Origin of the sequence: Bradyrhizobium lablabi, assembly GCF_900141755.1 — a bacterium.
GTDB classification, from domain to species: Bacteria; Pseudomonadota; Alphaproteobacteria; order Rhizobiales; family Xanthobacteraceae; genus Bradyrhizobium; species Bradyrhizobium lablabi_A.
Genome location: NZ_LT670844.1, coordinates 3,408,978 through 3,429,321, shown reverse-complemented (window position 1 = coordinate 3,429,321; position 20,344 = coordinate 3,408,978). Strand labels below are relative to the sequence as shown.

General features: G+C 62.0%; 16 protein-coding genes. 6 read left to right on the top strand and 10 right to left on the bottom strand.

Annotated features, from left to right (window positions below; genetic code table 11):
• Positions 1–135: 135 nt before the first annotated feature.
• Positions 136–837: a response regulator transcription factor gene (locus B5526_RS15925; RefSeq protein WP_029587720.1), complete on the bottom strand. Its 702-nt coding sequence runs from the start codon at positions 835–837 to the stop codon at positions 136–138.
• Between the two features lie 219 nt (positions 838–1,056).
• Between B5526_RS15925 and B5526_RS15920 the strand changes: the two genes are divergently transcribed.
• The 3 genes from B5526_RS15920 to B5526_RS15910 all read left to right on the top strand — a co-directional run bounded on the left by B5526_RS15920 (position 1,057) and on the right by B5526_RS15910 (position 6,347).
• Positions 1,057–1,791 carry a HugZ family protein gene (locus B5526_RS15920; protein ID WP_079539378.1) on the top strand — a complete coding sequence of 245 codons (735 nt, stop codon included), beginning with the start codon at positions 1,057–1,059 and terminating at the stop codon, positions 1,789–1,791.
• A 44-nt stretch (positions 1,792–1,835) separates the two neighbouring features.
• A complete protein-coding gene (locus B5526_RS15915) occupies positions 1,836–4,430 on the top strand; it encodes a CHAT domain-containing tetratricopeptide repeat protein (protein WP_079539376.1) in 2,595 nt (864 codons plus the stop codon).
• Between the two features lie 300 nt (positions 4,431–4,730).
• Positions 4,731–6,347 carry a phosphoenolpyruvate carboxykinase gene (locus tag B5526_RS15910; protein WP_079539375.1) on the top strand — a complete coding sequence of 539 codons (1,617 nt, stop codon included), beginning with the start codon at positions 4,731–4,733 and terminating at the stop codon, positions 6,345–6,347.
• Between the two features lie 140 nt (positions 6,348–6,487).
• On the opposite strand, the gene B5526_RS15905 is transcribed toward B5526_RS15910, so the two are convergent.
• Positions 6,488–7,306, bottom strand: coding sequence for an acyl-CoA thioesterase (locus tag B5526_RS15905; protein WP_079539373.1), 819 nt, complete (start codon positions 7,304–7,306; stop codon positions 6,488–6,490).
• A 217-nt stretch (positions 7,307–7,523) separates the two neighbouring features.
• Positions 7,524–10,052, bottom strand: coding sequence for a glycogen/starch/alpha-glucan phosphorylase (locus B5526_RS15900; protein WP_079545028.1), 2,529 nt, complete (start codon positions 10,050–10,052; stop codon positions 7,524–7,526).
• A 215-nt stretch (positions 10,053–10,267) separates the two neighbouring features.
• On the opposite strand from B5526_RS15900, the gene B5526_RS15895 reads away from it, so the two are divergent.
• The gene (locus B5526_RS15895; protein WP_079539371.1) at positions 10,268–10,498 is read left to right on the top strand and encodes a hypothetical protein; all 231 of its coding nucleotides are present in this window, start codon (positions 10,268–10,270) and stop codon (positions 10,496–10,498) included.
• 711 nt (positions 10,499–11,209) lie between these two features.
• Here the strand turns inward: B5526_RS15895 and B5526_RS15890 are convergent.
• The 3 genes from B5526_RS15890 to B5526_RS15880 all read right to left on the bottom strand — a co-directional run bounded on the left by B5526_RS15890 (position 11,210) and on the right by B5526_RS15880 (position 12,453).
• On the bottom strand, positions 11,210–11,647 hold the full coding sequence (locus B5526_RS15890; protein ID WP_079539370.1) for a DUF1801 domain-containing protein: 438 nt from the start codon (positions 11,645–11,647) through the stop codon (positions 11,210–11,212).
• A 75-nt stretch (positions 11,648–11,722) separates the two neighbouring features.
• Positions 11,723–12,133, bottom strand: coding sequence for an SRPBCC family protein (locus B5526_RS15885; protein WP_079539368.1), 411 nt, complete (start codon positions 12,131–12,133; stop codon positions 11,723–11,725).
• Complete coding sequence (locus B5526_RS15880; RefSeq protein WP_079539366.1) at positions 12,130–12,453, bottom strand: ArsR/SmtB family transcription factor; 324 nt, start codon at positions 12,451–12,453, stop codon at positions 12,130–12,132. The genes B5526_RS15885 and B5526_RS15880 overlap by 4 nt, the downstream gene beginning before the upstream one ends.
• Positions 12,454–12,999: 546 nt before the next feature.
• Between B5526_RS15880 and B5526_RS15870 the strand changes: the two genes are divergently transcribed.
• Positions 13,000–13,431, top strand: a complete 432-nt coding sequence (locus tag B5526_RS15870) for a hypothetical protein (protein WP_079539363.1) — start codon at positions 13,000–13,002, stop codon at positions 13,429–13,431.
• Between the two features lie 134 nt (positions 13,432–13,565).
• Here the strand turns inward: B5526_RS15870 and B5526_RS15865 are convergent, their stop codons facing one another.
• Both B5526_RS15865 and pyrE read right to left on the bottom strand, forming a co-directional pair.
• Complete coding sequence (locus B5526_RS15865) at positions 13,566–14,354, bottom strand: DUF2865 domain-containing protein (RefSeq protein WP_433994628.1); 789 nt, start codon at positions 14,352–14,354, stop codon at positions 13,566–13,568.
• Positions 14,355–14,616: 262 nt separating this feature from the next.
• The gene (gene pyrE, locus B5526_RS15860) at positions 14,617–15,180 is read right to left on the bottom strand and encodes an orotate phosphoribosyltransferase (RefSeq protein WP_079539360.1); all 564 of its coding nucleotides are present in this window, start codon (positions 15,178–15,180) and stop codon (positions 14,617–14,619) included.
• Positions 15,181–15,374: 194 nt separating this feature from the next.
• On the opposite strand from pyrE, the gene B5526_RS15855 reads away from it, so the two are divergent.
• Entirely contained in the window at positions 15,375–16,001 is a 627-nt protein-coding gene (locus tag B5526_RS15855; protein ID WP_079539358.1) for a glutathione S-transferase family protein, read from the top strand.
• Positions 16,002–16,151: 150 nt separating this feature from the next.
• On the opposite strand, the gene B5526_RS15850 is transcribed toward B5526_RS15855, so the two are convergent.
• A complete protein-coding gene (locus B5526_RS15850; RefSeq protein ID WP_079539356.1) occupies positions 16,152–16,787 on the bottom strand; it encodes a LysE family translocator in 636 nt (211 codons plus the stop codon).
• 275 nt (positions 16,788–17,062) lie between these two features.
• Entirely contained in the window at positions 17,063–20,134 is a 3,072-nt protein-coding gene (gene polA, locus B5526_RS15845; RefSeq protein ID WP_079539354.1) for a DNA polymerase I, read from the bottom strand.
• Between the last annotated feature and the right edge of the window lie 210 nt (positions 20,135–20,344).

The following is a 20,344-nucleotide window of genomic DNA, read 5'->3' as shown; positions in this document are numbered from 1 at the left end:
GCCAAAACTGCCGGTTGTTTCGATTGCATCTTGGGGAGGCGCGCCCCCGCGCCTTGTCATCCTATCCCAGACCGGCCGCGGCGTCAGTTAACAATGCGGCCTGTCAATGCCGGGCAAATCAAGTTTCCTTAGCTATCAGGTTTCCTTGAAACGGTAGCCCACGCCGTACAGGGTTTCGATCATCTCGAAATCGTCGTCCACCACCTTGAATTTCTTGCGCAGCCGCTTGATGTGGCTGTCGATGGTGCGGTCGTCGACATAGACCTGATCGTCATAGGCGGCATCCATCAATGCATTGCGGCTTTTCACCACGCCCGGGCGCGTCGCCAGCGCCTGCAGGATCAGAAACTCGGTCACCGTCAACGTCACCGGCTCGTTCTTCCAGGTGCAGGTGTGGCGCTCCGGATCCATCCGCAGCAATCCGCGGTCGAGCGCCTTGGCATCGGTTTCCTTTGGAACGGCGGTCGGATCCTTCGGCGCCGCGCGGCGCAGCACGGCTTTCACGCGCTCGACCAACAGCCGCTGCGAGAACGGCTTGCGGATGAAATCGTCGGCGCCCATTTTGAGGCCGAACAATTCGTCGATCTCCTCGTCCTTGGAGGTGAGAAAGATCACCGGCAGGTCGGATTTTTGGCGCAGCCGCCGCAGCGTCTCCATGCCGTCCATACGCGGCATCTTGATATCGAGGATCGCGAGATCCGGCGGTGAGGTGCGGAAGCCGTCGAGCGCGGAGGCACCATCCGTGTAGGTCATGATGCGATAGCCTTCGGCTTCAAGCGCGATCGAGACCGAGGTGAGGATGTTGCGGTCGTCGTCGACCAAGGCGATTGTGGGCATGAGCCTGCTTTCAGAAACTAAGGTTGGCTGAAACGGCGAGCAATCCAGCGATGCGCCGCATAAAATGGCTTTGAGCCTGGTCACCGAGCAATGCAAGCTGGGCGCAAGTGTGACCGAGTTCCCGAAGCCCCATACGAACCATGGGTTCGCCGCCTGTATAGAAGATCAGCACGGCCTCGAAAAGCCCTATTTTTGCAATGAGATGTACGGAAATGACCCATGCAGCCCACCGCTGATTTTGACCCTGGCCGGCTCGCCCGGTCGCTGTTGCGCAAAAGCCGCCAGGGGGCCCTGGCCACGCTGATGGCGGGTTCCGGCGACCCCTATTGCTCATTGGTTAATGTCGCGAGCCATCCCGACGGTTCCCCGATACTGCTGATTTCGCGCCTGGCGCTGCATACGAAAAATCTGCTCGCCGACCCCAGGGTCTCGCTGATGCTGGACGAGCGTGCCGAGGGCGATCCGCTGGAGGGATCGCGGATCATGCTGGCGGGGCATGCAGAGGAGGCCAGCGGCGATGACGCGGCGATCCTGCGCCGGCGCTACCTCAACGCCCACCCGTCCGCGGAAGCCTTTGTGGAGTTCAAGGATTTTGCCTTTTTTCGGATCAGGCCGTCCGGCGCGCATCTGGTGGCGGGTTTCGGGCGGATCGTTGACCTCAAGCCGGAGAAATTCCTGACCGACATTTCCGATGCCGGGGCGCTGCTGGAAGCCGAGCAGGGCGCCGTCGACCACATGAACGCAGATCATCGCGACGCGACTAACCTCTATGCGACCAGGCTGCTCGGTGCGGACCCTGGAGACTGGCGCTGCACCGGCTGCGATCCCGACGGGATCGATCTGGCGGCCGGTAGCAAAACCTTGCGGCTTGATTTTCCGGAGCGGGTGACCGGGCCGGGAGCGTTGCGGAAGATGTTGATCAGACTGGCGGATGAGGCGCGGGCGAAAGAATAGCCGCACCTCGCCCGACACAAGGCAAGTGTGAGGGCGAGCGCATCATGAAACCCGTTAATCGATTGGCATTGATAATGTGGCTGGCGCTCTTCGCCAGCATTTGCCTCACGGCGCCGTCGTCGGCGCAAGGCGTGGCCGCGCGCGGCGCCCATATCGAGGAGCTTAGCCGGGCCGGTAAATATTCCGAGGCGATCCCGCTGGCGCGGCAACTCTTGGCGGACATGGAGAAGGCGCATGGACCCGTCGATCGCGACGTCGCGGGCGCCTTGAACAATCTGGCGCTGCTCTACAGCGATGTCGGCAACGACGCCGAAGCCGAACCCATGAACAAGCGGGCCATCGCCATCATGGAAAAGGTGTTCGGCCTCGATTCCCGGGAGATCGCGCCCGAATTGAACAATCTGGCGGCGCTTTACCAGCGGCAGGGCCGTTATGCCGAGGCCGAGCCTTTTTTCAAGCGGGCGCTGGCGCTGCGCGAAAAATCGCTGCCGTCAGGCCATCCCGATGTCGGGCAGTCGCTGAATAATCTGGCTACGTGTTATGAGAAGCAGGACCGTCATGCCGACTCCGAGCCGCTGTTCAAGCGCGCGCTTTCGATCTACGAGAAAGCGGCCGGGCCGGAGCATCCCGCGGTCGCGACGCTTTTGGACAATCTGGGTCAGGTCCACAAGGTCCAGGGCCGCTATGCCGAAGCCGAACAAGAGATCAGGCGGTCGCTTGCGATCCGCGAAAAAGTGCTCGGGCGCGATCATGCCGATGTCGCGCGTTCGCTGAACAATCTGGCCGACCTCTACGAGAGGCAGGGCCGCTATGCCGATGCCGAGCCGCTCTATCAGCGCGCGCTCGCGATCCGCGACAAGGCGGTCGGCTCCGACCATCCCGATACCTGGAAGTCGCTGAACAATCTGGCGTCGTTCTACCAGGCCGAGGGCCGCACGCCCGACGCCTTGCCGCTGGTGGAAAAGGCGATCGCGAGCGGCCATGCGCAGTTGCGCGTAGCGCTATCCGTGCTGTCGGCGGCGCAACAGAAGCAACTGATGCCCGCGGAAAAAGCCCTCGACGACGCGCTCAACGTGGTTCAGCGCGGCGCCCAGTCATCGGCGGCTTCCGCCGTGAACAAGCTTGCGGTTCGCCTCGCCGCCGGCAGCGATCACCTCGCCGAGCTGGTTCGCAGGGACCAGGACCTCGGCGCCGAGGCGGAGACCCTGGACAAGACTATCGTCGCGGCGGTCTCCAAGGAGCCGTCGAAGCGGGATGCTGCTTCCGAGCAGCGGGCCAGGGCACGGCTCGGCATTGTTTCCGCCGAGCGCGCGACGTTGCAGAAAACGCTCGCTACCGAATTCCCCGATTACGCCGCGTTGTCTAATCCGCTTCCGATGACGCACGCGGAAATTCAGGCACTGTTGTCCGGCGACGAAGCGCTGGTGCTGTTTGCGGTCGCCGACAAGGAAAGCTACGTCGTTGCGCTGACGCGTGAGGGCTTTGACTGGAAGCAGCTCTCCCTCGGCGCCGAAGCGCTCTCGCGCGAGGTCGCCGCGTTCCGCCACGGCCTCGACGTCGGCAGCGCGAGCGATGCGTCCGGCAAGGCCGGGCTGTTCGATCTTGCGCAGGCCTACAGGCTCTATGCGGCGCTGCTCGGCCCGGTGGAGACGCTGGTGAAGGACAAACGCAGTCTTTTGGTCGTGCCCTCGGGGGCGCTGACGGCGCTGCCGTTCCATCTCCTGGTGACGGAGAAGCCCGCCGCCGCGATCCCGGAGAAAATCGAGGGCTATCGCGACGCGGCCTGGCTGCTCAAGCGTCAGGCCGTATCGGTATTGCCGTCGGTCGGCAGTCTGAAGGCGCTGCGGGCTTTTGCGCGCAAGGATCAAAGCACAAAACCGATGACCGGTTTTGGCGATCCCTTGTTCAACCCAGCGCAGGAAGGTAGCGGCGACAGGCGCGGCGCGACCAAACAGGCTTCCCGCAGCGTGACGGCATCGGCCTATACCGAGTTCTGGCAAGGCGCGAGCGTCGATCGCGCGCGGCTCGCGCAGGCGCTGCCGCCATTGCCGGATACGGCCGACGAACTGAACGCGGTCGCCAAAGACCTCGGGGTTGCCGCCTCCGACATTCATCTCGGCAGCGACGCCAGCGAAACCACGGTCAAGCGTGCGCCGCTCGCCGATTACGGCATCGTCTATTTCGCCACCCATGGATTGGTCGCCGGCGATGTCAAGGGCGTCGCCGAACCGGCGCTGGCGCTGAGCATTCCCAAAGTGCCGTCCGAGCTCGACGATGGGCTACTCACCGCGAGCGAAGTCGCGCAGTTAAAACTCAACGCGGATTGGGTTGTGCTATCCGCCTGCAACACCATCGCCGGCGACAAGCCCGGCGCCGAGGCGCTGTCCGGCCTGGCGCGGTCGTTCTTTTATGCCGGCGCGAGGGCGCTTTTGGTCTCGCATTGGGCGGTGGATTCCGAAGCGGCGACCAGGCTCGCGACGTCGACCTTCGATCGTCTGAAATCCGACCCGCAAATCGGCCGCGCCGAGGCCCTGCGCCAGGCGATGCTTGCCTATCTCAACGATAGGTCGTCGCCGAAAAATGCTTATCCGGCAATGTGGGGCCCGTTTGCCCTGATCGGCGAGGGGGCGGCGCGTTAACGATCGATTTTGCGTCGCAATACGCAACGCGTCCGCTCCGGACGCAAGATCGCGGCCAAATTGTTGCGTGACACCGCAACCATTGTAAATTTCTTAGAGATCATACCTGCGCTGCAGCAAGCGATGGACAGAGAACGATCATCGCCACGGAATAAACCAATTAATACGGGATCGGCTTGGCAAGATCGGCGTTCATGACTAATAGGTCGCCGGACCATGGCCGGAAGGCTATAATGTGGGTCACCGCAACAATGGGCGCGTTTCGCGCCGGAAATACGCGGGTTCGAGGAGGAGTCTTCCGTGCAAGAGACGGGCGTGCATAACGGTGCCTTCGGCGCCGATAAATTCGGCTTAAGAAAACTCCAGGGCGTCAACTGGAATTTTGGCGCGCCGCAGCTCTATGAGCATTCGCTTGCCGCCGGCGAAGCCGTGCTGTCGGCCGATGGCGCGCTGTGCGCGGACACCGGCGAGTTCACCGGCCGCAGCCCGAAGGACAAGTTCACGGTTCGCGATGCCACAACCGACAAGAACATGTGGTGGGCCGGCAACCAGTCGATCACGTCAGAGCAGTTCGATACCCTCTACAAGGATTTTCTGACCCATGCCGAAGGCATGACGCTGTTCGCGCAGGATCTCTATGGCGGCGCCGATCCGAGTTTTAGGATCAAGACCCGGGTCTTCACTGAACTGGCCTGGCATTCGCTGTTCATCCGCACGCTCTTGATCCGCCCCGAGGCGTCGGAGCTTAAGAGTTTCGTGCCGGAGCTGACCATCATCGACCTGCCGAGTTTCAAGGCCGACCCAAAACGCCACGGCGTACGCTCGGAGAACGTGGTTGCGATCGATTTCGCCCGCAAGATCGTCTTGATCGGCGGGTCCTATTATGCCGGCGAGATGAAGAAGAGCGTGTTCACCACGCTGAATTATTATCTGCCCGAGAGGGGCGTGATGCCGATGCATTGCTCGGCCAATGTCGGCCCCGACGGCGACACCGCGATCTTCTTCGGCCTCTCCGGCACCGGTAAGACCACGCTGTCGGCCGATCCGAAACGCACCCTGATCGGTGACGACGAGCACGGCTGGGGCAGTGACGGCGTGTTCAATTTCGAGGGCGGCTGCTACGCCAAATGCATCAAACTGTCGAAAGAGGCCGAGCCCGAGATCTATGCCGCCAGCAAACGGTTTGGCGCGGTGCTGGAGAATGTCGTGCTCGACCAGCATACCCGCGAGCCCGATTTCGACGACGGCTCGAAGACCGAAAACACCCGTTCCGCCTATCCGCTCGACTTCATCCCCAACGCCTCGCGCACCGGCCGCGCGCCGCATCCGAAGAATATGGTGATGCTGGCCGCGGACGCGTTCGGCGTGATGCCGCCGATCGCAAAATTGACCCCGGCGCAGGCGATGTATCACTTCCTGTCCGGCTACACGGCCAAAGTCGCGGGCACCGAGCGCGGGCTCGGCAAGGAGCCGCAGCCGGAATTTTCCACCTGCTTCGGCTCGCCGTTTTTGCCGCGCGACCCCTCGGTATACGGCAATCTGTTGCGCGACCTGATTGCAAAACACGACGTCGATTGCTGGCTGGTCAACACCGGGTGGACCGGCGGCAAATACGGCACCGGCCGCCGCATGCCGATCAAGGTAACGCGGGCGCTATTGACGGCCGCGCTGAACGGCTCGCTGCGCAACGCCGACTTCCGCACCGACCGCTATTTCGGTTTCGCGGTGCCGACCTCGCTGCCCGGCGTCGAGCCGCATATCCTCGATCCGATAAAAACCTGGGCCGACAAGGCCGAGTTCGACACGACCGCACGCGCGCTGGTCGCCATGTTCGCGAAGAACTTTGCCAAGTTCGAAGCCCAGGTCGACGCCGACGTTCGCGCCGCGGCACCGGAAGTGAAGCTCGCGGCGGAGTAACGGTCGTCCCGGCCTTGAGCCGGGACCCATAACCCCAAATATTGATCTTGAAACGAGCTGGGACCCCAGCTCGCCATAACAACAAACATCGGTGGTTATGGGTCCCCGCGTTCGCGGGGACGACAAGCGGGCGCGTCTTCTCACGCCTTGAAATACGCAATCTGCGTCGTGGTCGCGAGCAGGCGCCCGCTCGGTGACCACAATTCACCGTTCTGGTCGCCGTAGCTCTTGTGAAAAATCCTGGCGTCGGCAACGCCGAGCACACGCGTAATATCTTCTTTCGCAAGATCATCCGTGTCGGCGTGGAAATAGGTCGTCAGTGATACCGTGCCAAATGGCACCAGTTCGCGCCTGGCATGAAAGATGCGGGCGAAGAACGCGTCGGATATCGCCACCAGCGACAGCGCGTCGATCTTTCGGGGAACACGGTCGCCGATCCACAGCTTTGAAAATGCACTCGCCGGCGCGTCTTTTTTCGCGCCGCCCAATTCCGGCTCGCCCTCGACGAAGCGGAAATCATATTGCTTGACCCATGTTGCCGCCACCTTGGCATAAGGCAGCGTCTGTTCGAACGGTTTTGCATGCGGAAACTCGGCCCGCTGGTGCGACCATGACGGGCGGCGCTCGGCGAACACGGCGGTGGCGAGCGTCGCCACCTCACCGCCGCCTTGCGTCATTTCGACCGCCCAGTGCTGTGTCGAGCGGTTGGCCTTGACCAGCCGAACATCGAGATCGAAATCGCCTTGTGCGACCGGCGCGCAGAAATTGACGGTGAGCGCGAGCGGCTCGCCTGATCGTTGCGGGTGATCGATCAGCGCCCGCAGGATGGTCGCGGCGGTGGCGCCGCCGAACGGACCGACAAAGGCCCAGTAATCCTCGCTGGTCCGCCCCTGCCAGCGGCTGTCACCGGCGCTGACACGAGTGGCGTCGTCGAACAGGTGCTGAGTCTTGGTGAGCATTGGAGTCCTCGCAATCGGTATTTCCCCGTCATTGCGAGGAGCGAAAGCGACGAAGCAATCCAGCTTGCAGAGCAAATTCTGGATTGCTTCGCGGAGCCTGTCATCGCGGCGCTTCGCGCCGACCCGTTGGCTCGCAATGACGTTCTTATATTACCCGCGTAATATCATGGCTGCGCAGGCCGAATTCAATGACGCTGGAGGTAATGGTTGTGCGGATTCAGCGGGTCGCCCCGCGTTGCGCGCCTGTCTCCTGCAACCCGTGTGGTGCGGTCCCGCGCACCGGCACGTTCCAGATATCCCGCGCATATTCGCGGATGGTGCGGTCGGAGGAGAACCACGGCATCCGCGCGACGTTGAGGATCGAGGCCCGCGTCCATGCCGGCACCACCTGCCAGCGCGCGTCGATGCCGCGCTGGGCCTCGTAATAGGAGTCGAAATCCGCGCACACCATGTAATGGTCGAGATAGCGCAGCGCGTGCGCGATCGATTCGAACCGGCCGGGATCGCCGGGCGAGAATTCGCCGCTGCCGATCGCGTTGATGGCGCGGGAAAGATTTGGCGACCGCCGGATCACGTCGGTGGCATCCAGGCCCTGCTTGCGCCGCACCACCACGTCCATCGCCTCCATGCCGAAGATCGCGATGTTCTCCGCGCCGACGTGATCGCGGATTTCGATATTGGCGCCGTCGAGCGTGCCGATGGTGAGTGCGCCGTTCAGCGCGAGCTTCATGTTGCCGGTGCCGGAGGCTTCCATGCCGGCGGTCGAAATCTGCTCAGAGAGATCGGCGGCCGGAATGATCACTTCCGCGAGGCTGACATTGTAGTCGGCGAGGAAGGCGACCTTCAGCCGTCCGCCGATCGCGGGATCGTTGTTGACGATGTCGGCGACGTCGTTGATGAGCTTGATGATCAGCTTGGCGTAGCGATAGCTCGCCGCGGCCTTGCCGGCGAAGATTTTTACCCGCGGCACCCAGTCGCGCTTCGGATCGTCCTTCATCGCCTGATACAGCGCCACCGTCTCGACGATGTTGAGCAGCTGCCGCTTGTATTCGTGGATGCGCTTGATCTGGACATCGAACAGCGCGCCCGGGTCGACCATGACGTTGAGGCGTTCGCCGATCAGCCGCGCCAGCGCGATCTTGTTGTGGTGCTTGACGGTGCGGAATTTCTGCTGCAACGCGCTGTCGCTGGCAAGCGCCTCGAGATGTTCGAGCCGCGAGGGATCGTCAAGCACGGCTTCGCCGCAGGCCTCGCGCAGCAGGTCGGTCAGTTTCGGGTTGGCCAGCATCAGCCAGCGGCGGAAGGTGATGCCGTTGGTCTTGTTGTTGATGCGGCCGGGATAGAGATGATTGAGATCGTGGAACACGGTCTCCTTCATCAGGTCGGAATGCATCGCCGAGACGCCGTTGATGCTGTGGGAGCCGACGAACGCCAATTGCCCCATCCGCACCCGGCGGCCGGCCTTCTCGTCGATCAGCGAGACCGAGGCGCGGAAATCGACGTCGCCGGGACAGCGCTCTTCCGCCTGCGCCAGATGCGCGACATTGATGCGGTAGATGATCTCCAGATGCCGCGGCAGCAGGCGCTGGAACAGTTCGACCGGCCAGGTCTCGAGCGCTTCCGGCAACAGCGTGTGGTTGGTGTAGGACAGGGTCGCGACCGCGATCTTCCACGCCTCGTCCCAGCGGAAATGGTGCAGATCGACCAGGATGCGCATCAATTCGGTGACGGCGAGGCTCGGATGGGTGTCGTTGAGCTGCACCGCGACCTTGGACGCCAGATTGCGCAATTGCCCGTCGGAGGAGAGATGCCGCTTGATCAAATCCTGAAGCGAGGCCGAGACGAAGAAATATTCCTGCCGCAGCCGCAGTTCGCGGCCCGCCGCGCTCTCGTCATTCGGATAGAGGAATTTGCAGATCGATTCGGCGCGCGCCTCCTCGGCGCTGGCGCCGAGATAGTCGCCGGTGTTGAAGACGTCGAGTTTTAAGGGGTCGGGCGAGCGCGCCGACCACAGCCGCAGCGCGTTGACGTGCTGGCCGCGCCAGCCGACGATCGGGGTGTCGAAGGCGACCGCTTGCACGGTTTCAGCCGGATGCCAGATCGCGAGGTCGCCGCCCTTGCGTTCGACATGTTCGACGCCGCCGCCGAAATGCACGTGATAGACCACCTCCGGCCGCTGGAATTCCCAGGGATTGCCAAAGCTCAGCCATTCGTCCGGATATTCCTGCTGCCAGCCCTGCGCGATGATCTGGCGGAACAGGCCGAAATCGTAGCGGATGCCATAGCCGATCGCGGGGATCGCGAGCGTCGCCATGCTCTCCATGAAGCATGCCGCGAGCCGTCCGAGACCGCCATTGCCCAGCGCTGCGTCCGGTTCGCATTTGCGCAAATCCTCAAGCCCGACGCCGAGATCGCCCAGCGCTGCCTCGAACACCTTCAACAGCCCCATATTATTCAAGGCATCGGTGAACAGACGGCCGATCAGAAATTCCAGTGACAGGTAATAGACCCGCTTGGAGCCGGCATCGTAGCTCTGCTTTTCCGCCGTCAGCCAGTGGTGCACGATGCGGTCGCGCAGTGCGAGCGCTGCCGCCTTGTACCAGTCGTGCCGGGTCGCCATGCCGGCATCCTTGCCGATCGCAAGGCGGAGCTTGCCGAGGATCGCGCTCTTGATCTCGGCCAGCGCCAGTTCGTCGACGGGCTGGCCGAGGGCTGGAATATTTGCCGGGAATGATGGATCGGGCACGTTGGACATCCTGCAACCTTACACTTGGAACAATGATACGCTTGTTAGGCCGGGATCGAAACCCGCGGGGACGGCGGGGCATTTGTGCAATGCATGCATAGTTTTTATGCAAGGACCGGGCCGATTTTGTCGCGCTCCGCGCGGGCCCGCTTTGGTGATAGAGTGAAATCCGCTGGACGCAACGATGTCGCGATTATCCGTGGGAGGACCGGGCCATGAGACTAGCGATCGAGATTATCGCCGCCGCGATTCTGGTATTCTGCATCACCGCCACCAGCGCGGCCTTCGCCGCCGGCAAGTCCGGCAAAAGCGCCGACGGCCTGAGCTGCTCGTTCAGCGTGGCCGCCAACGCCTCCCCCGCCGCGCGCTGTGCCGCGATCCGCCGGCAATGCGGCGGAAAATTCTACGCCAATTATTGCGGCGACAAGATGCTGTCGGCGATGTGAGGTGAAAGACATTGCCGTTTCAGGCGGCCTGAAGGGAGCTGGTGGTGCCTAATTGGCTAGGACCTCTTCTCGCTTTGGCGGCGATTTTGGCGTTTCTCTATTTCGCGTTTGTGAAAACAAAGCGCGCCGATCCCAGCGGCCGCAGGAACGAGGACCACATCGACTATGTGTAGTCGTCAGTAGCGCGCCTTCGAGAAAAGGCGCCGCCGATGAGGCGACTTCTTGATCTTCAAACCTTGGGTGGCGTGGCGATTTCGACCAGTACGAGGCAGCCTCAATCCTCACTTAGGCATCGCACGCGCTTTCGACAATCGGCAAAGCAAATATTGAATGAGTATTTGGGATCAGGCTGGGCATCAGCCCATGTCTTACAGGGGTTCGCGCAGACCGATTTTGGCTTCATCTCGCAGCCGAAGAGACCTTCAATTTTTTCGATCTTCGGTACTTTCGGACCATCGTCTGCGATGGCGAGCATTGGGAAAAGCGTGGCCCCGAAAATCAAACTGCGTTTGAGCATACTTGCTAGGCGCCGTTTACAAAGTGGTCGACGCATGACTTAGGCTTTGATTCAAGAATGCCTCTTGGAGGGAGGCAGGATTGAGGCGCGGCGACCTGAGCGAAGCGGAGGGGCGTTTGCTCGAACCCCTTCTGCCGCCCGCCGACGCGGCGGACTCGAGCCAGCGGGACAATTAGCGAGAAAAAGCTATAGCTTCACGTCTTTTTACTTCTGTGTACTTTCTTGCTTTTGGGTACTTTCGCTCGAGTACCCGCAGACGCTTTCTTCTTCAATTTGATCTGATTGTAATCGACAGCGGCACGGACGAGATTTTTTAGAGCACGCTCATTAATCGTATCACCCTCGAAAATATCGATCGCTCGCCACACCTTGCCTCCGAAGCCCGCGTTGAAGAGCTTGTCAGGATCCGGCAGGCTCGCGCCGTGGGAAAAGGTAAGTTTCACCTTATCTTTGTGGGCGTTGCCGACCGCGATCATTCCGTCGCGAGACCACACCGGGCTTCCCATCCACTTCCATTCCTCGATTATCTCCCGGTCGGCCTCAAGGATGCTCTTGCGGATGCTGGCGAACGTTTTGCCACGCCAGTCGGTGAGCTTTGCGATCAGCTCGTCAATACGTTCCGATGGATTCATTTGATCTTTATGCCTCGAATTCTGGTCCTTTTCATGCGACCACAATAGTAATGTAGCGAATTGTGCCGGCAGACTTCAATCTATCCGCGCCAAGACCTGCTCCAGGGTCGCGAAGAATTTCTGCCATCCGTACTTGGCGCCCTTGTAGGCCTGCTGCTGATCCGGCTGGAAGCCCGACTGCTCCATGCGCAGGTGGGTTCCCGTGCCCGTAGGGGTGAGAGTCCAAGTGACGACACTCTCGAGACCATAGGCCGCCCATGTGTAAGACAGCGTTTTGTTCGGCTCGACTGCCATCACCTGACAGTCGACAGCGCCCCAGTCTGCGCGAAGATTGAAACGGTGGTCCACGACAGGCTTGAAGTCGTTCTTCATGAGCCACTCCTCGATCAGGTGTGGTTGCGTGAGCGCGCGCCAGATCTTTTCCGGCGGATAAGGTATCTCACGTTCGACAACGACGGAGAGCGTTTCGGTCGCCGTATTGCTCATTGGTCCATCCTTTTGAGTAGATCTTCGAGGTGGTCGAACCGGTTTTGCCAGAAGCCGGCCATTTGGCTTGTCCAGTCGATCAGCGGGGCAAGCGCGCCGAGCTGCGCGCTGTAATGGGTCTGTCGCCCTTCGTGGCGGTCGCGCACCAGCCCGGCCTGCCTCAGGACCCCGAGATGCTTTGACACGGCCGGTTGCGAGACCCCGGACTGAGCTGTCAGCGCCCCCACTGTCTGCTCTCCTTCGCGGCACAGTCGTTCGAACAGAGCCCGCCTGGTCGGATCGGCGAGCGTTCTGAACAGCACATCATGAGCGTTCGGCATTTGGGATCGATAACCTGCTGGCTATTGATTAACACATAACCGCCGAGATATGTGTGAGTCAAGCAGGAACGTGGAGCGGCACCACTCCTGAACTGGCATCCTTGAATTTACCATACCGCGTTGGTTATGCATCATGCATTATCAGTTATCGATCATACGCGGTCGTGGCGACGTGGTGACGCGCTCGATATTGCTGCTATCCGTAGAGGCCTACGCTATGCAGCTTTGTAAACAGGGCCTAGAGCGTGATGACTACCAGTGGAGGGTCAGCAGTGGCCCAAGAGAGCCGGTCACGAGCAAGATAAAGGCGGTGAGGAGGAAATACTTTCTTAGCTTCCTGCCTCGGCCTGTTTGGATCATCATCATCGCCAACCCCTAATCCACTTAGAAAAAATCCGTCGGAGCCTGAATCGTAAAGATCAAAGTCGGAGTTCCGGATATACTTGGAACAAATTAAGAACACTTTAGCAAGTGTTTGATATATCATAGTGATTCGAAACGTCGCTCACACAACATCTATGGTCTGTCGCAAGATTCGAGGACTACATGTCCACCATCGCCTTTGATCAATTCGCGCTCACCCGCATCGCCGACTTCGCCCGCTCGCTGTCGCTTTTGCATCAGGCCGCCCGCCGCCGGCTCGTGGACGACGACGCGATCGACCGGGAGTTCAACGCCGTCTGCATGTCGGTGTGGGGCTACACGACCGATGATTTCAGCGACGATTTGTTCTCCGACGCGGATCACGCCTTTCTCGATGCGCTCGATGAAGCGCATGCGCGCATCTTCGCCGCCGAGCAGGGTTACGATCTCGTCGACGACAGCGGCATGCTGACGGACTGGTGGGGCTATTGCTGGATGATCCTCGCCGAAAAACGCGGCCTATTGACGCCGGAGATCCGTGCCGCGGCGCGTGCCAAGATCGAGGAAAAATATCTGTCGGCGCCGAACGTGATCGGCGTGATTGTGGGGCGGTGAAGCGCTGTCAGCCCTCATCCTGAGGAGCCGCGCGCTTGCGCGGCGTCTCGAAGGATGGCCACGGACTCCGACGGTGGCCTCATGGTTCGAGACGGCGCAAGAGCGCCTCCTCACCATGAGGGTTCGGATTTCGCCTAATCCACTTCCGCGCGTTTCGCCTTTTGCGAGGCCACCTTCGGCACTGACGCCGTGGGCAGCTCGACATTAGGCGGCGGCGCGTCATTGGCGACCGTCTCCGCGCTGACCGGCGCCACTTTCATCTCGCCAAGCCGCGCCCGCACTTCGGCGGTGAGGCCCGGATAGGAAGCGACGGGGGTGAATTCCGCGGTCTGGTTGATGCCGACCTTGACGCCGGAATAGGCGACGAGCCCATTGGTGGTGGCGATCACGTCGCCGGGACGCAGCGAGGTGTCGAGCGTCAGATCGACCGGCGCGAGCCCCGCCGGGTCGCGGCCGTTGCAGGTGCAGTCGGCGCGCATCGCCTTGCGATAGGCGAAGGCGTTTTCACTGTCGGCGTAACGCTCGCCGGTGGCGGACGCCGCGCCGTCGATGGTGCTGCCGTAGAAGACTTTTGTCGGGCTCGCCGGACAAAACGCCTGGCAGGTCTGAACCGGCGACGCGTTGGCGCGCGCCAGCGGGAAATAGCGACCATCGCAGCTGCGCACGCAAAAGGCCGGTCCGGAGCCCGCGACGGCGCGCGGCGGCGTCGGCGCGGCCTGCTGGTTGAGGCCGAACGGGTCGGCGAAGAAACTCGCTTGCGGGGCGGCTTTTTGCTGTTGCTGCTTCTGGCCGCCAAAGAAGAAGTCGAACAGGCCCTCGGCGGCCGCGCTCCGCGGCGCCAGCGCAACGGAGCTTACAAGCATGGCGGCGGCAACAGACGTCATGCGGCGCCGCATGCGCTGATAAGGCAACTCGGTACGCAACGCTTACTCCACCCGACGCAACAAAACCGCTGGGGCGCAAGGCGTGCCTCAGCTTCGAATTTACCTTAGTGCGCGATGGTAAACGAGCTATGAGCAAGCGCCGGATGGCGGAAAAGAAATGCGAAGCGCCGGGTGAGGGGGAGGCTCCGCATGCGTTGTGCTTCAATATTCGCGGAGGCAGCCCCTCACCCCAACCCTCTCCCCGCGAAGGGCGGGGCGAGGGAGCGGAGAGAGTCCCCGCGCGCGCGACGGAGAAGGAAGGCTACCCCTTCAAAAATTCGCCCGCCTTGTAGAGCGAGCGAAATGCGATGCCGGCCGCCGCAAAAGTTTCTCCGGCGCCTTCTTCGCGGTCGACCATGGTGAACACCAGCGCGATCTCGCCGCCGGCGTCGCGCACCGCTTCCACAGCCTTCAGCGCCGAGCCGCCGGTGGTGGTGACGTCCTCGACGATCACCACGCGCTTGCCCTGCAGGCTCTCGCCTTTTGCCAATCCTTCGACCGCGAGCTTGGCGCCGTGTTCCTTCGGCTTCTTGCGCACGAAGAACGCCGCGATCGGATGGCCCTTGATCCAGGACAGCTGCGCGATCGCGCCCGCAAGCGGCACCGCGCCCATCTCGAGCCCGCCGACAAAGTCGAGCGCGTCGTCTTTCAGCGCGTCATAAGTCAGTTCCGCGAGCAGCGCGGCCCCCTCGGGGTCGAGCATGGTCGGCTTGAGATTGAAATAGAAGTCGCTCTTTCGGCCCGATGCGAGCGTGATCTCGCCACGCCCGAATGAGCGCTTGCGGATGATCTCGGCGAGACGGGCGCGGGAGGCTGATTTGGACAAGGGTTTTTCCGGAAGTTGTGAAAGGCTGCTCACATTATCGGCGGATACGCGCCCATTCCAGAGCGATGTCGCGCCGTCAACATTATCGTCGTCCCCTCGCTTTCGCGGGGACGACCCCGCGGAAAGGGAGTTGTACGGCCGCCAGCTTACGCGATACTGACTGTCAAAGCTCTTCGCGGGGGGATGACAAAGAAATGACCATCGAATTCCACACCTGGAACACGCCGAACGGCCGCAAGATCAGCGTTGCGCTGGAGGAGATGGGGCTGCCTTACAAGGTGTTCCCGGTCAACATCAGTAAGGGTGAACAGATGGCGCCAGATTTCCTGGCGATCAGCCCGAACAACAAGATCCCCGCGATCGTCGATCCCGACGGCCCCGCAGGAAAGCGCGTCAGCATCTTCGAATCCGGCGCGATCCTGCTCTATCTCGGGGAGAAGACGGGAAAATTCCTCCCCCTCCCGCTGATCGAGCGCATCCCGGTCTATGAATGGCTGATGTGGCAGATGGGCGGCTTTGGCCCGATGCCGGGGCAGGTACATCATTTCATCGCGCTGGAGAATGAGACCGACCGCGCCTACGGCCTGAAGCGTTTCATGGCGGAGACGCGCCGGCTCTATGGCGTCCTGGATCGCCGCCTCGCTACCCACGAGTTCGTCGCGGGTCCCCTGTCGGTCGCCGACTTTGCCATCCTCGGCTGGGCCTGGCGGCATCCGCGCCATAAGGTCGAGCTTGCGGATTTCCCCCATGTCAAACGCTGGTACGACGCGCTGATGGCCCGCCCCGCCGTCAAGCGCGGCATGGAAGCGAAACTGGATTGAGTTTTCTTTCTGCTCCCTCTCCCGCTCTTGCGGGGGAGGGCCGGGGTGGGGGTTTCGCCGCATAACAGATGCTGGAGGTTTGGGAGAGCCCCCACCCGCCGCGCTTCGCGCGTCGGCCTCCCCCGCAAGCGGGAGAGGCGAAGGAACGCCCTACGCCCGCCGCGTTTCCAGCGCCATCCGCACCGCAAGCCCCGCCAGAACGGTGCCCATCAGCCAGCGCTGCACCAACAGCCAGGTCGGGCGCGTGCCGAGGAACAGCGCGATCGATCCGGCGGCGAGCGCGATCATCGCGTTGACGCTGACGCTGATCACGATCTGGATCGAGCCCAGCGCCAGCGACTGCGTCAGCACGCTCGCTTGCGCGGGATCGATGAATTGCGGCAACAGCGCCAGATACAGCATCGCGATCTTCGGATTGAGCAAATTGGTGACGAACCCCATCGCGAATAATTTGCGCGGCCCATCGACTTGAAGCTTCTTGACCTGGAACGGCGAGCGCCCGTTCGGTCTCACGGCCTGCCACGCCAGCCACAACAGATACACAGCGCCCGAGAGCCGCAACGCGTCATAGGCATAAGGCACCGCAAACAACAGCGCAGTGATGCCGAACGCCGCGCACAGCATGTAGAACACAAACCCGAGCGCGACGCCGCCGAGCGACACGATGCCCGCCGCAGGCCCCTGCGTGATCGAGCGCGAGATCAGATAGATCATGTTCGGGCCAGGCGTCAGCACCATGCCGAGCGAGACCAGGGCAAAACCGAGCAGGGACGTGAGATGGGGCATGGGGGACTCGTTGGCGGGAGATGCATGATGTTTAACGCGCATCTCGATGCGATGCCATTTCGTTATGGGCATTGCTGCTGGTCGAATATTTCAGGGGTGAGTGCTGAGCATCCACGCATGCGGTGCGCTCCCTCTCCCGCTCTTCGCGGGGGAGGGCTGGGGTGGGGGTGTTGCCGCATAACGGATGCTGGAGTTCGCGGAGAGATTTCCCCCACCCGCCGCGCTCTTCGAGCGCGTCGGCCTCCCCCGCAAGCGGGAGAGGCGAAGAGAAGAGCCTAATGCGCCTCGTCCCAATTGTCCGCCGCCCTTGCATCGACATGCAGCGGCAGCGAGAGGGCGACCGCGGGGAACGGCGCGTCCTGCATGACGTGCTGCACCACGGGTAATGTCGCGGCGACCTCGTCGTCGGGCACCTCGAAGATCAGTTCGTCGTGAACCTGCAGCAGCATCTGCGCCGAGAGTTTTTTCGCCTCCAGCGCGTCTTCCATCCGGATCATGGCGCGGCGGATGATGTCGGCCGCGGTGCCCTGCAGCCGCGCGTTAATCGCGGCGCGCTCGTTGAAGGAACGGACCGAGGCATTGGAGGCCTTGATATCGGGATAGTGGCATTTCCTGCCGAACAGCGTCTCGACATAGCCGTATCTGCGGCAGAAATCCCGCGTCGCGTCCATATAGGCGCGAATGCCCGGAAACCGCTCAAAGTATTTCTTGATGTAGGCGGAGGCTTCCTCGCGGGCGATGCCGAGCTGGTTGGCGAGCCCGAACGCCGAGATGCCGTAGATGATGCCGAAATTGATCGCTTTCGCTCGGCGGCGCACCTCGGCCGGCATCCCCTTGATCGGGACGCCGAACATCTCCGACGCGGTCATGGCGTGGATGTCGAGCCCGTCGCGGAACGCCTGCTTGAGCACGGGAATGTCGGCGATCTCGGCGAGCAGCCGCAATTCGATCTGCGAATAATCCGCCGACACCAGTTTATGTCCCGGCGTCGCGACAAAAGCGCGGCGGATTTTGCGGCCGTCCTCAGTGCGCACCGGAATGTTTTGCAGGTTCGGCTCGTTCGACGACAGCCGCCCGGTGGTGGTTGCAGCCAGCGCGTAGGTGGTGTGGACGCGGTGGGTCTGCGGATGCACGTAAGTCGGCAGCGCATCGGTATAGGTCGATTTCAGTTTTGAAACCTGCCGCCATTCCAGGATTTTTTTCGGAAACTCGTGGCCCTGTTCGGCGAGGTCGTCGAGCACCTGCGCAGAGGTCGACCACGCGCCGGTCTTGGTCTTGGTGCCGCCGGGCAAATTCATCTTGCCGAAAATGATATCGCCGAGTTGCTTGGGGCTGCCGACATTGATCGGCTCGCCGGCGATCTCCTGAATCTCGGCCTCGACCCGCGCCGCGGTCTGGGCGAATTCACCTGACAGACGCGACAGCACCTGGCGGTCGATCGAAATGCCGCGCCGTTCCATCCGCGCCAGCACCGAGATCAGCGGCCGCTCCAGCGTCTCATAAACGGTGGTCATGCGTTCGGCGGCGAGCCGCGGTTTTAAGACGCGCCATAACCGCAGGATCACATCGGCATCCTCGGCCGAATAGGCCGTCGCCTTGTCGATTGCGACCTGGTCGAACGTCAGCTTGCCCTTGCCGCTGCCGGTCAGTTCGCCGTGGCTGATGCTGGCGTGGCCGAGCCAGGTTTGCGCCAGCTGGTCGAGCCCATGCGAATTGCGGCCGGCGTCGAGCGCATACGACATCAGCTGGGCGTCGTCATGGTTGCGCAGCACGATGCCATGTTGCGCGAACATCACGGCGTTGAACTTGATATTAAAACCGATCTTGAGGATTCCCGCTGATTCCAATAGCGGCCGCAGCGCCTCAAGCGCGTCCTCGGTCTTGATCTGGTCCGGCGCGAGACCAGCGGCGAACAGCCCGGCGCCATCGCCCGACTGTTTGTGGCTGAGCGGGATATAGCAGGCGTCGTTGGGCGCGAGCGCGAGCGCAATGCCGCAGATCTCGGCCTGCATCGGATCGATCGAATTGGCCTTGGCCTCGATCGCGAAATGACCGGCCTCGTGCGCGCGCGCGATCCAGGCGTTGAGCTGTTCGAGACTGCGTATGGTCTGGTACTTGCTGCGATCGACCGGCGTTTTGCGCGCAGCCTCCGCGCGGGCGGTGGCAAGCGAGATGGGTGTGCCCTTGAGGCTTGCGGCCTTGTCTTCTTTGCCCCCTCCAGGTTTGCCGGGTAGGCTCCCTCTCCCGCTTGCGGGGGAGGGTGGGGTGGGGGTGTCTCCCCGGGCGAACAAATCGCCACTCGCCGCGCCCTTGGGCGCGTTGCCGGATTCGTCGACCTTCTCCGCAAGCGGCAGAGGCGCAAACACACTGGCGCCACTTTTCATCCCCGCATCCGCTTCCACATCCGCTGGATCGATCTGCGAATATTCGGCGACCCTTCGCGTCAGCGCGGAAAACTCCATCGCCTTCAGGAACGCGATCAATTTGCGCGCGTCGGGCTCATGTACCGCGAGTTCGTCGAGCGGCACCTCGAGCTCGACCTTGTCGTCGAGCAGCACCAATTGTCGCGAAATCCGCGCCTTCTCGGCATTCTCGATCAGCGCCTCGCGCCGCTTCGGCTGTTTTATCTCGCCGGCGCGCAACAGCAGCGTTTCGAGATCACCGTATTCGACGATCAATTGCGCGGCGGTCTTGACGCCGATACCGGGCACGCCCGGCACGTTATCGGTGGAATCCCCCGCCAGCGCCTGCACCTCGACGACTTTTTCAGGTCCCACGCCGAATTTTTCGATCACCTCGGCAATGCCGATGCGGCGGTCCTTCATGGTGTCGAACATGGTCACCTTGTCGGTGACGAGCTGCATCAAATCCTTGTCCGACGAGACGATGGTGGTGGTGGCGCCGCGCTCGCCGGCCTCGCGCGCATAGGTCGCGATCAGATCGTCGGCCTCGAAGCCAATTTGTTCCAGGCAGGGCAAATCGAAGGCGCGCACGGCCTCGCGGATCAGCGCGAATTGCGGGATCAGATCGTCCGGCGCCGGCGGCCGGTGCGCCTTGTAGTCGGGGTAAAGCTTGTTGCGGAAGGTGATTTCCGACTTGTCGAACACGATGGCGAGATGGGTCGGCCGGTTGTCCAGCGGCATGTCGCGCAACAGCTTCCACAGCATGTTGCAGAAGCCGAGCACGGCGTTGACCTGCAGGCCGTCGGATTTGCGGTTCAACGGCGGCAGCGCGTGATAGGCGCGGAAAATATAGGAGGAACCGTCGACCAGAAAGACATGGGCGCCCTTAGCAGGGGCTTTGACGGCAACGGGCTTCGCGGCGGCTGTTGGGGAGGTTTTCGGCATGGCCGAAATTTAGGGATTTTTGCGGGGAATGACAGCCTTTGATGCTCGTTTTTTGGCGTTACCCAAACACAATACAAGCTGTCGTCACCCGCGAAAGCGGGTGACCCAGTATTCCAGAGGCGTCAAAGCTTTATCACAGGCTTCGCGGCGTACTGGGTCGCCCGGTCATAGGCGAGCGGAAGCGACGCCGTCCTTCGGACGGCTATGCCG

Excerpts from the sequence above, each read along its gene's own strand:
- B5526_RS15915 (WP_079539376.1), top strand. The coding sequence starts at position 1,836 with ATGAAACCCGTTAATCGATTGGCATTGATAATGTGGCTGGCGCTCTTC.
- B5526_RS15870 (WP_079539363.1), top strand. The coding sequence starts at position 13,000 with ATGTCCACCATCGCCTTTGATCAATTCGCGCTCACCCGCATCGCCGAC.
- B5526_RS15890 (WP_079539370.1), bottom strand. The coding sequence starts at position 11,647 with ATGAATCCATCGGAACGTATTGACGAGCTGATCGCAAAGCTCACCGAC.
- B5526_RS15880 (WP_079539366.1), bottom strand. The coding sequence starts at position 12,453 with ATGCCGAACGCTCATGATGTGCTGTTCAGAACGCTCGCCGATCCGACC.
- polA (WP_079539354.1), bottom strand. The coding sequence starts at position 20,134 with ATGCCGAAAACCTCCCCAACAGCCGCCGCGAAGCCCGTTGCCGTCAAA.
- B5526_RS15920 (WP_079539378.1), top strand. The coding sequence starts at position 1,057 with ATGCAGCCCACCGCTGATTTTGACCCTGGCCGGCTCGCCCGGTCGCTG.
- B5526_RS15855 (WP_079539358.1), top strand. The coding sequence starts at position 15,375 with ATGACCATCGAATTCCACACCTGGAACACGCCGAACGGCCGCAAGATC.
- B5526_RS15905 (WP_079539373.1), bottom strand. The coding sequence starts at position 7,306 with ATGCTCACCAAGACTCAGCACCTGTTCGACGACGCCACTCGTGTCAGC.
- B5526_RS15885 (WP_079539368.1), bottom strand. The coding sequence starts at position 12,133 with ATGAGCAATACGGCGACCGAAACGCTCTCCGTCGTTGTCGAACGTGAG.
- B5526_RS15850 (WP_079539356.1), bottom strand. The coding sequence starts at position 16,787 with ATGCCCCATCTCACGTCCCTGCTCGGTTTTGCCCTGGTCTCGCTCGGC.
- B5526_RS15925 (WP_029587720.1), bottom strand. The coding sequence starts at position 837 with ATGCCCACAATCGCCTTGGTCGACGACGACCGCAACATCCTCACCTCG.
- B5526_RS15895 (WP_079539371.1), top strand. The coding sequence starts at position 10,268 with ATGAGACTAGCGATCGAGATTATCGCCGCCGCGATTCTGGTATTCTGC.